The following is a 14,238-nucleotide window of genomic DNA, read 5'->3' on the forward strand; positions in this document are numbered from 1 at the left end:
AGGTGCCGTAATACTCCCACTTCAACATCTTGAGTTAATACAAAAGGTCTAAGTGTGAGAAAACGGCACCTAAATGCCCGATTGGTTCAACTAACGATCAGTAGGAGATGGAAGAAAACTCCTACTGAATGAAGTTTCACTTTATCCCGCATGTAAGGTGCCGTAATACTCCCACTTCAACATCTTGAGTTAATACAAAAGGTCTAAGTGTGAGAAAACGGCACCTAAATGCCCGATTGGTTCAACTAACATTCAGTAGGAGCCCTACTGAATGAAGTTTCACTTTATTGTTCGTTTTTTCATCAGCTGATTTAGTTGTGGCCCAGACTCTGAGAATAAGCCTAGGGCTCTTCCTTTTTAACTGTTGATATGTTCTTTGACAGCATTTTTAATATTGTTTTCTGTAATATGCCAGTGGGAAGTATTCCATAAGGCCTTTTCATCTTTAAGAAGAAAGATTTGCGGCGATTCATGTTTGATGTCGAGGTCGCTCGCAATTTGATTGGAAACGGTTCGGCTTTCACTTACAATTAAGAAGTACTTATTCATATCTGTTGAAAAGCTTTCGTATTCTTTAAAGGCGTTGGCGCTGACCGGGCATGTTGAGCTGTGTTTAAAAATGAATACGGGTTCTTCGTTCGTTTGATGCAAGACTTTTTCCCATTCATCTGTTTTTGTGAGTTGTATCAAAGTAGACATATTCCTCATCCTTTCATTCTTTGTTTTATTATGGCAGATTTGCCAGATTCATTCATGTTTTGTGCTTTTTTCACGTTTTTATGTACGGAGAAATGAGTGTGAATAAGATCTTGCCGGGGCTTTTCTACTGCCGTTTTTTACGGGTTGTTACGAGGCTTTTGCCGCCAAAACTGGAGCCCATAAGGTTCGGGAAAATTCCACTGACAGTATCGCTTTGAAAAGTGCCCCCGTATCGCTAGGGGTCTTTTTGCGTATGATGTTTTATTACCTAATGCGCAGAAGCGATGATTCGGGCAAAACTGACGTCTAAAATATGATAAAATAGGTTAGATATAGAGTAGGGAAATAAAGGATAGAAAGAAGGTTAGCATCAATATTTTGGTACCAGTTAATAAAAGCGATGTCCAGAGAATGTTCAACCCCATCGTCTATCGGCGGGGAAGGGAATATTATTTTCAAGATCGGGTGGGAAAGCTTCACTTTGAACATTCAAACGGTACTTGCTGGGCAAACGTAGAGGGCAGTCATTCTTATCTGGTTGAAATACAATTGAATAAAAACCCGGCTCATATGGCCATGTTTTGCGACTGTAAAGCATATTTGCAATATGATGAATGCAAACACATCGTGGCGGTCATGTTGAAAATGTGCGAAAAAGAAGCAGAAGTGATCAACATGGTGGGATACACGGATAACGGGAAATATTTTGCTGTTGAAGAACTGCTTGAATCAGTTGGTACTGCGCCTGCTGAGCCTCCCGTTTCATCGTTAGGAAAACGGTTGAAAATCGAGTACCATTGCGACTTTTCTAATCCGCAAGCTTTGTTTATAGAAATAAAAGCAGGAGTGGACCATTTATATGTTGTCCGTAATGTGAGTGAATTCATCGAGAACGTAAAGGGAGGCCGTGAACATCTTTTTACACCAAAATTTACTTACAGTCCTGAAGAACATGTTGTAAGTTCGGCTGATCAGGAAATATTATACGAGCTTTTGGCAATGATCGAAAACGAAAGGCTGTATGCAGATGGCATCCGTTACCAATACTCAAGCAATGCGATTTATTCTACAGCCCGTTCCATCATGATTCCTCCGCTGTTTGCCAAGTCGCTTTTGAAAAAATTGACTAAGAGAAAAACCGTCAGTAAACTGGACAATCGTTCTTTCTCGGAATTAAAGTTGTTGGATGAACCACTGCCTTTTCAGTTTGAACTCGACAAAAATGAAAAAAAGGAATTGGAACTTTTTTTGCCGCATATGGAAAATGCCATATTCATGAAGCCATATGAGCTTGTTTTTATGAATGGAAGAATTTTTTACCCAGCTCCTAACATTTTGCCGCTTATCGAAAAAATATTTGACATCGAAAATAAAACGAACCGTGTGTTCATACCGTCTGAGAAGGCAGATGCATTTGCTTCCGAAGTGCTCCCAATGCTGAAAAAAGTTGGTACTGTTCAAGTGGCGGAAAAAGTGAAAGAACAAATTATTCAAGCGCCGCTCACGGCAAAGTTGTACCTCGACTTGGAAGAAGATACGATCAAGGCCAGGCTGGAATACCACTATGGCGACTTTTTGGTTGATCCGTTTCAACCTCAGGGGCAGGATGGAACTATTTTAATCAGGGACGTGGATAAAGAGCAGGAAATCATGACCATTATGGAGAACGCAAAGATGAAATATAACGGGAAGGAGCTCCATCTGCAACTGGATGAAGAGGAGCTGTACGATTTTATATTTACAATCTTGCCGGCACTGGGAGAACGATGTGAATTGTATATGACCAATAGCCTGCGTCTGTTGGTTATGGAAGAACAGCCCGTCCCGAAAACAGAAGTTCGCACGGATGAATCTTTCGGCTTGTTAGAAATCAGCTTTCAAATGGATGGGGTCGATCAAGAAGAAATTGCCAAGATTATGGAAACTGCCATTGAAAAGAAACGGTTTTACAAGCTTAAAAGCGGAGCGTTTTTATCTCTCGAAACCGATGAATTTCGATCACTTCAGGAAATGTTTACCGATCTCCATATTCAGAGTGGGGAAGTGGCGAAAGGCACATTGGAAGTGCCCATTTATAGGGGTATGCAATTGGATGAAACTCTTCGCACAAAAAAGCAGTACGACCCTTCTTTCCGCAAGCTGCTTGACCACTTAAACAATCCTGAAGAACAGGTTTTTCCACTCCCCGAAGGGCTCAATGCTTCCATGCGGGAATATCAAAAAACCGGTTATCAATGGTTCCGATCATTATCCCATTATCATTTGGGCGGAATATTGGCAGATGACATGGGGCTTGGAAAAACACTCCAAAGCATAGCCTATTTATTGTCGGTGATCGAAGGGAACAAGCATTTAATCGTCGCACCCGCATCGTTAATTTATAATTGGCAGAGCGAATGGGAGAAATTTGCGCCTGGTGTTAAAACAGTCGTCATCTCGGGAACGCCCGAGAGCCGTGAAAAAATGTTAAATACCGAAGATGCCCACATCTTTATCACTTCTTATTCAACGCTTCGCCAAGATATTCAGCTGTACAAAGATAAGCAGTTTCATACGTTAATTTTAGATGAAGCCCAGTTTATTAAAAATTACTCAACGAAAGCGGCTTCGGCTGTCCGGGAAATCCGCGCAACGAGGAAGTTTGCATTAAGCGGGACACCAATTGAAAATTCAGTTGATGAATTATGGGGCATTTTTCAGGCCATTTTGCCCGGTCTGTTTCCGGGGCTGAAAGACTTTAAAAAGATGGAGCCTAAAAAAATAGCGAACATGATCAGGCCTTTTATATTGCGCAGGCTTAAATCCGATGTGTTAAAAGAACTTCCCGAGAAGATTGAATCAACCCATATTCTGGAATTATCAAAGGAACAAAAGGAGTTATACGTTGGTTATTTGCAACGTATCCAGCAAGAAACGGCCGCCTCTTTGCAAGAAGAAGGATTCCAAAAAAGCCGGATGAAAATTTTGGCGGGCATTACAAGATTGCGTCAACTGTGCTGTCATCCACTGCTCTTTTTGGAGAACTTTCAAGGAACGTCGGGAAAATTGGAGCAGCTTTTGGAAATAGTCGAAAATTCTATTGCGAACGGGAAACGGCTCCTTATTTTCTCTCAATTTACGAGCATGCTGGACATTATTCAAACCGAGTTGACAAAATCCGGCTATCCGCATTTTTATTTAAACGGCAAAACCCCTTCGCAGGAACGTTTGCGCATGAGCCAACAGTTTAATGAAGGAGAGAAGGCCATTTTCCTCATCTCGCTGAAGGCGGGCGGCACCGGGCTCAATCTGACAGCAGCCGATACGGTGATTTTGTATGACTTGTGGTGGAATCCGGCGGTAGAAGACCAAGCGGCGGGAAGAGCCCATCGCTTTGGACAAAAAAACGTGGTTCAAGTGATCAGATTGATTACGAAAGGAACCATTGAAGAAAAAATTTATCAATTGCAGCAAAAGAAAAGAGAGCTGATTGAACAAGTTATTCAGCCCGGAGAAACAATGCTGTCCAGCCTATCTGAAGAAGATATAAAAGAAATATTGAGCATGTAGGGGCTGGGACTTGCGTTGAAAACTGATTGATATTCGTAAAAATTGTGAGAATAAAAACCGCGTGAAGTCAAGAGATTTTTAAACTTGATTCCATGCGGTTTATTCATTTTATAGGGTTCTGTCCCGGCCTCGTTTGATTTGGGTGTATTGGAAGTAAGAAAAGATAGACCCTTCCAAATGAGTCTAATTATCAATTATTATGTCGGAATATTCAATAATATGGGGATGGTTGATATTGTAACTGCAAATTATTTTCGATAATTTCTTCAATGTTGTATAGTGATCTTCGTCTGTTTCATTGAATATATTCCTTAAAGTGGGCAATGGTCTGCATTATTTTATTAAGAAAGGCAGCTTTCAATACAGTGTATAAAATAATAATAATTTTAACTTGAAACTAATTATCAACCGTGTTATGCTGTTATCAGATTATAATTATTATAAATAGGGTGGGATGAGTAATGACGAAGAAAGATCACCGTTTGACAACGAGTTGGGGAGCGCCTGTAGGAGATAACCAAAATTCCATTACTGCCGGTTCTCGTGGGCCGACGCTTATTCAAGACGTTCATTTGTTGGAAAAGCTCGCTCATTTTAATAGAGAAAGAATTCCTGAGCGGGTCGTACATGCAAAGGGTGCGGGCGCACACGGGTATTTTGAAGTAACGAATGATCTATCAAAATATACGAAAGCCAAGTTTTTATCGGAAGTTGGAAAGAAAACGCCCATGTTTATTCGTTTTTCTACAGTTGCCGGGGAGCTTGGTTCAGCTGACACTGTCCGGGACCCGCGTGGATTTGCCGTTAAATTTTACACGGAAGACGGCAACTACGACCTGGTAGGAAATAACACGCCTGTATTTTTTATTCGCGATGCCATTAAGTTTCCAGACTTTATCCATACGCAGAAAAGAGATCCAAAAACACATTTGAAAAATCCAAACGCCGTTTGGGATTTCTGGTCCTTGTCGCCCGAATCGCTTCACCAAGTAACGATTCTTATGTCTGACCGCGGTATTCCTGCCACTTTCCGCCATATGAATGGGTATGGAAGCCATACATTTAAATGGACGAACGCCGAAGGCGAAAGTGTATGGGTGAAGTATCACTTCAAGACAGACCAAGGAATTAAAAACCTTGATGTGAACCTTGCGGCGAAACTAGCCGGAGAAAATCCGGATTATCATACTGAAGATCTGTATAATGCCATTGAGAATGGCGACTATCCTTCCTGGACGCTAAAAGTGCAAATCATGCCGCTTGAAGACGCCGAAACGTATCGTTTCGATCCATTTGATGTGACGAAGGTATGGTCGCAAAAGGATTATCCGCTGATTGAAGTCGGGAAGATGGTGTTGAACCGTAATCCTGAAAACTATTTTGCTGAAGTCGAACAGGCAACATTTTCACCGGGCACGCTTGTTCCAGGCATTGATGTATCGCCAGATAAAATGTTGCAGGGCCGCTTGTTTGCCTACCATGACGCCCACCGTTATCGAGTCGGAACGAATCATCAGCTCTTGCCGATTAACCGGCCCATCAACGGGATCAACAACTATCAACGCGATGGCTCCATGCGTTTTGACGACAACGGTGGCGGATCCGTCTACTACGAACCTAACAGCTACGACGGACCAAAAGAAACGCCGGAAAACAAGCAAGCTGAATATGCCGTTTCCGGTGTTGCGGCAAGTACCAGCTATGATCACCATGACCATTACACACAAGCGGGCGACTTGTACCGGCTTATGAACAAGGAAGAGCGCGAACGACTTGTTTCTAACATCGTTGCGGCCATGAAGCCGGTTGAAAAAGAAGAAATCAAGCTTCGGCAGATCCGCCATTTCTATAAGGCGGATCCCGAGTATGGAACGAAGGTGGCCGAAGGTCTTGGCCTAAAAGTTCCTACTGATGAGGAAGTACTAGCTTAATAAAAAATCAATGTGCGGGGACCCGAGTACGGGTTTCCGCTTTTTTTTGAACTAGCCATACATGCTTCATAAAGCCGCCAAACAAGGCATATGATGAAGCGAGGGAGGAGAATGTATGACGTTCAGCCATATCTCGCACTTATCCTGTGCCAAATGTTCATTCGTATACAAGCCTGACGAAGTTCATCAACTGTGCCGCTGTGGCTCTCCACTCCTTGTAAACTATGATTTATCCAGCATTTCCATGAAAGTGAAACGTGCGCATTTATTAAACAGAAGCAATGATCTGTGGCGTTACCATGAACTGCTGCCTGTCCAACACCCGGACAATATTGTCTCATTAGGAGAAGGCATGACCCCTCTGCTCCCCATGAAGAAAATTGGGCAAGAAATGGGCCTTCCACGGCTGCTGATGAAGGATGAAAGCTTGACTCCTACAGGTACATTTAAAGCCCGCGGGGCCGCGCTGGGAGTTTCAAAAGCGAAAGAACTTGGCGTGAAAGCGTTTGTCATGCCGACAAATGGAAATGCCGGAGCCGCCTGGTCCCTTTATGCGGCCAAGGCGGGAATCGAAGCGGTTATTGTCATGCCTGTCGCTGCTCCCCCATTCATTCGCTCAGAGGTTGCCGCAACAGGATCGAGACTATTTTTCGTGGATGGTTTGATCAGTGATGCTGGAAAAATGGCTGCCAAAGCCGCTGCCGATTTTCATTTATATGATGCTTCCACATTAAAAGAACCGTACAGGATTGAAGGCAAAAAGACGATGGGTTATGAAATTGCGGAGATGATGGATTGGCAAGTACCTGATGTCATTATCTACCCTGCAGGGGGCGGCGTTGGATTAATCGGGATTTACAAGGCTTTTCGCGAACTACAGCAACTGGGATGGGTTGACCAAGGCAAAATGCCAAGGCTGGTCGCCGTCCAGTCGGAGGGTTGCGCTCCCATTGTAAAGGCGTGGCAAGAGGGGAAAATGGAATCGGAGCTTTGGCGTGATTCAAAAACAGTTGCCTTTGGAATCAATGTTCCGAAAGCTTTAGGGGATTTTTTAGTGTTGAAAGCCATTTACGAAACAAACGGTTTTGCGCTCTCCGTAAATGATGAAGAAATTTTGGAGGAACAAAAAAGGATTGTCCAAACAGAAGGCGCTTTTGTTTGTCCCGAAGGAGCGGCTACTTTTTTGGCTGCGAGAAAACTCGGCAATGCCGGAGTAATTGATCAAAAAGATACGGTGGTTACCGTGAATACCGGGATGGGACTCAAGTATTTACATGTTGATGAACAGAACACTCCTGTATTACAAAGAGACGGTTATATCAAAAGCCTTATTGATGAGTAAATTCTCCCTCAAACATCTTGGGAAAAAGGGAGGTCCACCGATGAGAAAAAACTTTGTGCTTCATATTTTGGCCGCCTTTATCCTTGCTGTTCTGGCGGGATGGATATTCGGAGAAAGAGCAGTAGTCGTTCAGCCGTTGGGAGATTTGTTTTTAAGGCTTATTAAGTTTATTATTGTCCCTCTTATTTTATCCACGATTATTGTAGGAGTGACGGGCGCCGGAGATGTAAAAAAACTGGGCAGACTGGGAGGAAAGGCAGTCGTCTATTTTCTTGTAACCAGTTTTATCGCTATTGCGCTCGGCCTTTTTGCGGGATTCGTTTTTCAACCGGGCGCCGGTGTTGAGGTGGCTGTCCAAGGGGAAGCTGTCGAAGCGGCCGAAACCGAAGGTGTCATCGCTACATTATTAAATATTATACCTACCAATCCATTTGAAGCTTTAACAACCGGAGCCGTGTTACAAATCATTTTCTTTGCCATATTTATGGGGATTGGCATCTCTCTCGTTGGTGAAAAAGCGGCTCCTGTCCAGCGATTCTTCGAGGGCATGGCTGAAGTGATGTATAAAATTACAGGCATTGTGATGAAGCTGGTTCCACTCGGCATCTTTGGTTTGCTTGCCCCCATTGTCGGAACATATGGGGCATCTGTCCTTCTGCCACTGATAAAAGTGATCATCGCAATGGTTGTCGCTATCATCGTTCATGTTGCCCTCGTGTATTCGACCGCAGTTAAAACGTTTGGCAAGATGAATCCTCTGCACTTTTTTAAAGGGATCTTTCCAGCCGCGTCCGTCGCTTTTGCAACTTGCAGCAGTTCAGGAACGCTGCCGGTGACGATGAAAAATACCGAGGAGAATTTGGGGGTATCGAAAACGACGACCAGTTTTATTTTACCGCTCGGGGCAACGATCAACATGGATGGAACAGCGATTTATCAAGGAGTTACCGTCATGTTTATTGCCCAGTACTTCGGTACGGAATTAACGTTTGCGCAAATTCTGATTGTCGCCCTTATGGGAACACTCGCTTCGATTGGGACGGCGGGTGTGCCGGGTGCGGGGTTAGTGATGCTGACGATGACGTTGGCCGCCGTCAATTTGCCGCTTGAAGGCATTGCATTAATTGCCGGGATTGACAGAGTTTTGGATATGTTCAGGACATCCGTCAACATAGTGGGAGATGCATCGGCCTGTGTGGTTGTGGAGCAGGGAAGCGAACCAACTGCGCAAAAAACAGCATGAAAAATGGAAACCGGGCGTAACACCCGGTTTTTTTTACATAATGGCCTTTGCCGAAAGAGACGTTCAATTGTGTGTGCTAAACGAAGCAACGTCGGCTTTTTGTGAAAAGCGGGGTTGTTTACCCTCGTCACAAAGCTTATACGATGCAATAAAAATCAGCCGCTGCAATATCTGTCTTGGGCATACTGCCCATACTTTCGTCATCTGTTGATAATCCAAAAGATATGAGCTTTTTTGAAGAAATTTCCATGAATTCAGTAAAAAGCGTTGCGGAACTATCGACTTCCTTTTCAAGAGGCGCAAGTTTTCTTAGTCATTCGCTAGCTTCAATTTTTCCAACAGTCTAAAGAACAAGCTCAATATGATGGCAACGACGGTCGCCAATCCCATTCCGGCCAATGAAACCGCGCCGATGTGAATGGTTGCGCCGCTGATTCCGATGGCGAGTACGACACATGTCAAGATCATATTGTGAGATGTGTTGTAATTGACATTTGCCTCAACGAGCATCCGGATGCCGCTAACTCCGATAATTCCGAAGAGCAGAAGGGATATTCCGCCCATGACGGGCGCCGGGATCGACGAGATGAGAGCCGCTAATTTACCGCAAAAGGAAAGAATAATGGCAATACAAGCAGCGATGCCGATAATCCAGGTTGAGTAAACCCTTGTAATGGCAAGCACACCGATATTTTCTCCGTACGTTGTGTTGGGAGTTGACCCGACAAAACTTGAAATGATGGTGGAAATCCCGTTGCTCATTAATGAACGGTCTAACCCGGGATCTTTAACCAAGTCTTTTTTGACAATATTCCCCGTTACGACCAGGTGGCCGATGTGTTCAGGGACGAGTACAAGAGCTGCGGGCAGGATTAAAAAGATATCCGCCCAATTGAATTTCATCGCATAGTATGTGGGCATTGTAATCCAATCTGCTTCTTGGACAGCCGTTAAATCGACCATGTTCATTGATAAGGCAATTACATATCCCGCAACAATTCCAAGCAGGATGGGAATGATTTTTAAAAATCCCCGAAGTGTGACCCAGCATACGATCGTAATTCCAAGGGTTAACAAGGAAACGGTAATCGTCTCGGGATCGGGCTTCCAATTGGCCGCGGCGTCCTCCGGTTTTACCAAACCAGCCATTCCGGCTGCGACTGGAACAAGTTCGAGACCGATGACAGCGACGATCGCTCCCATGGCGGCGGGCGGGAATATGACATCAATCCACGCGGTTCCCACCAGCTTGACAATGAGCGCAACGAGTATAAGGATAATCCCGACAACAAGGAATCCGCCGAGTGCGTAGGCATAGCCCTTTCCTCCGGAATAATTGCCCAAAACGGCAAATACGGGAGAAATAAAGGCGAAACTGGAGCCGAGATAAGCTGGTATTTTCCCTTTTGTGATAAAAATATAGAGCAATGTGCCGATTCCATTCATGAGTAAAATGGTTGCGGGGTCAACCTGAAACAATAATGGAACCAAAACGGTGGAACCAAACATGGCGAATAAGTGCTGGAAGCTTAATGGCAAGCTTTGTAAAATAGGCAGTCGTTCATCGACCTGAATCTCTCGTTGGCTCATTCTTTTCTCTCCCTCACTGTTATTTGTCCGCAAAAAAAGCACCTTGTCCGATAGTGGGCAAGGTGCTGGGTATTTTGCATGGAAAATCTACCGTTTATATACGGTTGATCGGATACCTTGCCAGCCTCACGGGACCGGTTTAAAGGCAAATATGATGAAATTGTCTTAAGTATTATGGCAGGTAGCGTGTGGAAAGTCAACTGTTTAAGCGAAAATAAATCAATTCATCGACCAATATTGTGCAAGCTTTCCGCGCGTTCCTCAAACAATTTACAAATCTCAACAATCGTAAGGACAGCTTTTTCCATCACGTCAACAGACGCAAACTCATAGGGACCGTGGAAATTTTCTCCTCCTGTAAAAATATTTGGCGTCGGCAGTCCCATGAACGATAGCTGGGAGCCGTCCGTACCGCCCCGGATTGGGAGGATAACCGGTTCAATCTGCAGCCGTTTCATGGCATCTGCGGCAATATCGACAATTTCTTTGACGGGTTCAATTTTCTCTCGCATATTGTAATATTGGTCTTTTACATTGACGGATACGCGTCCAGGTCCGTATTTTTCATCAAGCCTGCTGGCAATGGTTTGGACAAGCGCTTTTTTCTCGGCAAATTTCTGCCGGTCAAAGTCGCGAATGATATAGTGAAGGTTTGTTTCCTCGACATCTCCCCGGATCGATAAAAGGTGGAAAAAGCCTTCGTATCCGTCCGTTAGCTCCGGAGTTTCATCGGCCGGAAGCTGGGCGTGAAATGCCATCGCGAGCTTTTGTGAATTCACCATGATCCCTTTGGCTGATCCCGGATGTATATTTGTACCTTTGCAAGTGACATGAGCACTTGCCGCATGAAAACTTTCATACTGTAGCTCGCCAAGTTTCCCGCCGTCTACTGTATAGGCAAAAGCCGCGTTAAACGCCTTTACATCAAATTTATGTGGTCCACGGCCAATTTCTTCATCCGGTGTAAAAGCGACCCGTACTTTGCCATGTTTTATTTCCGGGTGCTGTAATAAATAATTCATTGCTGTCATGATCTCGGCAATCCCCGCTTTATTGTCGGCGCCAAGCAAGGTTGTCCCATCCGTGGTTATAAGCGTATGTCCTGTATAATCCAATAAGGACGGAAATTCTTTTGGGGATAAGACCCGCTTTTTGTCTTCATTCAATATAATGTCTTTCCCGTCATAGTTTTCAATCATTTGCGGATTTACCCCAGTCCCGGTGAAATCTGTGGCCGTGTCCATATGGGCCAAAAATCCGATTGTTGGGACATCTTTGTCAGTATTGGACGGGAGTGTGGCCATGACATATCCATTTTCATCAACAGTGACATCTTTCATCCCTATGGCTTTTAATTCATCCACGAGCTGACGAGCCAGCGTCCATTGCCCGGGAGTGGATGGACATGAATCGCTGTTGGCGTCGGACTGGGTATCAATCTTCACATAGGAAACAAATCTTTTAATGATTTCGTTTTTCAACGTTTCAATCTCCTTTCTGTGTGATGTAAAGGGAAGGGAATACAATATACAAAAAAGTAGCCGATTGTCTTATGAAAAGCAATCGGCTTTACGCATTTGTTGTTTTCTCGGTTACTACTGCTTAGCTAATCGCCGACGAAACACTAAAGCCGAAATAGTGAATATAACGAAAGCTGCTATTGAACCGGCAGTAACTATCTTTAATACATTTCCTATTGGAGTGCTGAATAATAAAGCAACCGAGATGACTAGGACGCCACCAGTTAACCCCATCCCTAAAATTGAGAACGCTAAAATTTTATTCATTCAATCAACACCTTACACGAATTTAGATCCACTTTTCGCTCCATTTTTCAATTTCTTTCATAATGGGACCAAGGGCCATTCCTTTTTCAGTCAGCGAATACTCTATCCTTACCGGGGTCTCCGGATATACTTCACGTTTGACGATGCCTTCTTTTTCGAGATCTTTTAAGCGCTCTGATAGTACGCGGGCACTGATCGGCATGGCTGCTTCCACAGTGCAGAAACGCTGCGGGCCATCCAACAACTGATGAATAATCAACCCTGTCCATCGCTGTCCCAATATGCTCATCGCTTTTTCAAACTTCGGACATTTATTTGAATTCATTGTCCTCACCTCGCTCATCATCATTATATCACTAGAACCATGATTTTTATAAAATTTATCCCGCATATAAGGTGCCGTAAGGCTCTCACTTCAAATTCTTGAGTGAATACAAAAAGTATAAGTGTGAGAAAACGGCACTTAAATGCCTGATTGGTTCAACTAACATTCAGTAGGAGAGAAAGAAAGTTCCTCCTGAATGAAGTTTCGCTTTATTTTACACTACTTGACAACTAATGTTAACTAATATAAAGTTACTTACATAAAGTAAGTTATTGTTTTAGAAAGGAGGCATGAAAAAATGGTTCATCCTATTGTTGGCACAATTCAGTTGACAGTCCGGGATTTGGAACGAGCCGCTGATTTTTACCAAAATATCCTCGGGCTTCGGTTGTTAAAAAGGACCGGAAGTGCCGCGGTGTTTACAGCAGACGGAAAAAGGGCCTTGCTGGCGCTTGAGGAAAACAAGCATGCCAAACCAAGAAAGGGTAGGACGACAGGATTGTATCATATGGCCTTTTTATTGCCGGACCGTTCGTCTCTTGCTGATGTATTACAGCATTTTATCGACATTCGTCTTCCTTTGCAAGGGGCGTCGGACCACCATGTCAGTGAAGCGATTTACCTGGCGGACCCGGAAGGAAATGGAATTGAAATATATGCGGATAGATCGCCTGATACATGGCGGAAAGGTGATCAAATATTTATGACGACTGCGGCGCTAAATGTAGAAAATCTCATGGAGGATGCTTCCGAGTCCGGCTGGAAAGGTATGCCTTCAGCAACCGTGATGGGTCATATCCACTTGCAAGTAGCGGATTTAGTTTCTTCGGAGCACTTTTACTGTGATGGACTTGGTTTTGACAAGATTCTCCATTATGGCAGCCAAGCCTTATTTATTTCCAAGCACCGCTATCACCATCATATTGGTTTAAATACGTGGAATAGCGCGGGGGCGCCGCCTCCTGAAGAAAACAGCACAGGATTAAAGCGGTATTCTCTTCTTTTTTCGAGTGAAGAGGAGCGGGAGAAAGCGGTCCGGCGATTGGATAAAATCAATGTCTCCATTTTTAGGGAAAAGGGCATCATAATAGTAAAAGATCCATCTGATATTCAAATCAAGTTAGAAGTTGACCATAAAGGAGAGCATGAATGATGATTCAAACAAAACAAGATTTTTTAAAAGCTGTGAAAGAAAGACGTTCTTACTATGCCATTAGCAAGAAATCGGATATCTCTGATGAACAGATTGAAGAAATCATCGCAAATGCCATCAAGTATACACCAACAGCTTTTAACTCCCAAAGCGGCAGGGCAGTATTGCTGCTCGGAGAAAATCACGATAAGCTTTGGAATATAACGGAAGCGGTTCTAAGGGAAATGGTTCCCGAACAAGACTTTGAGCCAACCGCTCAAAAAATGGAAGGCTTTCGGAATGGCTATGGAACCATCCTTTTCTTTGAAGATCAATCGGTCGTAAAATCATTGCAGGAATCATTTCCGACATATGCCGATAAGTTTCCGGATTATTCCTTGCAGTCATCCGGAATGTTGCAATATATCGTGTGGACGGCCTTGGAAATAGAAGGATTTGGCGCATCGTTGCAGCATTACCAGCCGTTAATAGACGAAGCTGTGCATAAAATATGGAACATTCCATCCGATTGGAAACTTCTTGCCCAAATGCCTTTCGGAAAGCCGACGGCCCAGCCGGGTGAAAAAGAATTCAAAAGCATCGAAGAGCGCTTCAAAGTGTTTAAGTAAATAGAGAGGTT

At 43.9% G+C, this 14,238-nt stretch carries 11 protein-coding genes; 6 read left to right on the plus strand and 5 right to left on the minus strand.

The features are described from left to right. Window positions 1-357: 357 nt before the first annotated feature. Window positions 358-699, minus strand: coding sequence for a bacillithiol system redox-active protein YtxJ (gene ytxJ, locus JOC94_RS06395; protein WP_077109722.1), 342 nt, complete (start codon window positions 697-699; stop codon window positions 358-360). 378 nt (window positions 700-1,077) lie between these two features. Between ytxJ and JOC94_RS06400 the strand changes: the two genes are divergently transcribed. The 4 genes from JOC94_RS06400 (at window position 1,078) to JOC94_RS06415 (ending at window position 8,764) form a co-directional block, all read left to right on the plus strand. After that, window positions 1,078-4,248 (plus strand): DEAD/DEAH box helicase, encoded by a 3,171-nt coding sequence (locus tag JOC94_RS06400; protein WP_236017000.1) that lies wholly within the window; start codon window positions 1,078-1,080, stop codon window positions 4,246-4,248. Window positions 4,249-4,709: 461 nt separating this feature from the next. Further along, window positions 4,710-6,179, plus strand: coding sequence for a catalase KatA (katA, locus tag JOC94_RS06405; RefSeq protein WP_077109721.1), 1,470 nt, complete (start codon window positions 4,710-4,712; stop codon window positions 6,177-6,179). Window positions 6,180-6,294: 115 nt separating this feature from the next. Continuing rightward, window positions 6,295-7,521, plus strand: a complete 1,227-nt coding sequence (locus JOC94_RS06410; RefSeq protein ID WP_077109720.1) for a threonine synthase — start codon at window positions 6,295-6,297, stop codon at window positions 7,519-7,521. 40 nt (window positions 7,522-7,561) lie between these two features. Then, window positions 7,562-8,764, plus strand: a complete 1,203-nt coding sequence (locus JOC94_RS06415) for a dicarboxylate/amino acid:cation symporter (RefSeq protein WP_077109719.1) — start codon at window positions 7,562-7,564, stop codon at window positions 8,762-8,764. A gap of 309 nt (window positions 8,765-9,073) precedes the next feature. On the opposite strand, the gene uraA is transcribed toward JOC94_RS06415, so the two are convergent. From uraA to JOC94_RS06435, 4 genes are all read right to left on the minus strand, one after another. Then, window positions 9,074-10,354 carry a uracil permease gene (gene uraA, locus JOC94_RS06420; RefSeq protein WP_077109718.1) on the minus strand — a complete coding sequence of 427 codons (1,281 nt, stop codon included), beginning with the start codon at window positions 10,352-10,354 and terminating at the stop codon, window positions 9,074-9,076. A gap of 224 nt (window positions 10,355-10,578) precedes the next feature. After that, window positions 10,579-11,835, minus strand: coding sequence for a peptidase T (gene pepT, locus JOC94_RS06425; RefSeq protein ID WP_077109717.1), 1,257 nt, complete (start codon window positions 11,833-11,835; stop codon window positions 10,579-10,581). Window positions 11,836-11,949: 114 nt separating this feature from the next. Then, window positions 11,950-12,141 (minus strand): hypothetical protein, encoded by a 192-nt coding sequence (locus tag JOC94_RS06430; RefSeq protein WP_077109716.1) that lies wholly within the window; start codon window positions 12,139-12,141, stop codon window positions 11,950-11,952. Between the two features lie 22 nt (window positions 12,142-12,163). After that, window positions 12,164-12,466 carry a winged helix-turn-helix transcriptional regulator gene (locus JOC94_RS06435; RefSeq protein ID WP_077109715.1) on the minus strand — a complete coding sequence of 101 codons (303 nt, stop codon included), beginning with the start codon at window positions 12,464-12,466 and terminating at the stop codon, window positions 12,164-12,166. 298 nt (window positions 12,467-12,764) lie between these two features. Here JOC94_RS06435 and JOC94_RS06440 point away from each other — a divergent pair, with 298 nt between their 5' ends. Both JOC94_RS06440 and JOC94_RS06445 read left to right on the plus strand, forming a co-directional pair. Next, the gene (locus tag JOC94_RS06440; protein ID WP_077109714.1) at window positions 12,765-13,619 is read left to right on the plus strand and encodes a VOC family protein; all 855 of its coding nucleotides are present in this window, start codon (window positions 12,765-12,767) and stop codon (window positions 13,617-13,619) included. Then, window positions 13,619-14,227 (plus strand): nitroreductase family protein, encoded by a 609-nt coding sequence (locus tag JOC94_RS06445; RefSeq protein WP_077109741.1) that lies wholly within the window; start codon window positions 13,619-13,621, stop codon window positions 14,225-14,227. The genes JOC94_RS06440 and JOC94_RS06445 overlap by 1 nt, the downstream gene beginning before the upstream one ends. Window positions 14,228-14,238: the final 11 nt, after the last annotated feature.

This window comes from Siminovitchia thermophila (assembly GCF_016909185.1).
Classification (GTDB): domain Bacteria; phylum Bacillota; class Bacilli; order Bacillales; family Bacillaceae_C; genus Siminovitchia; species Siminovitchia thermophila.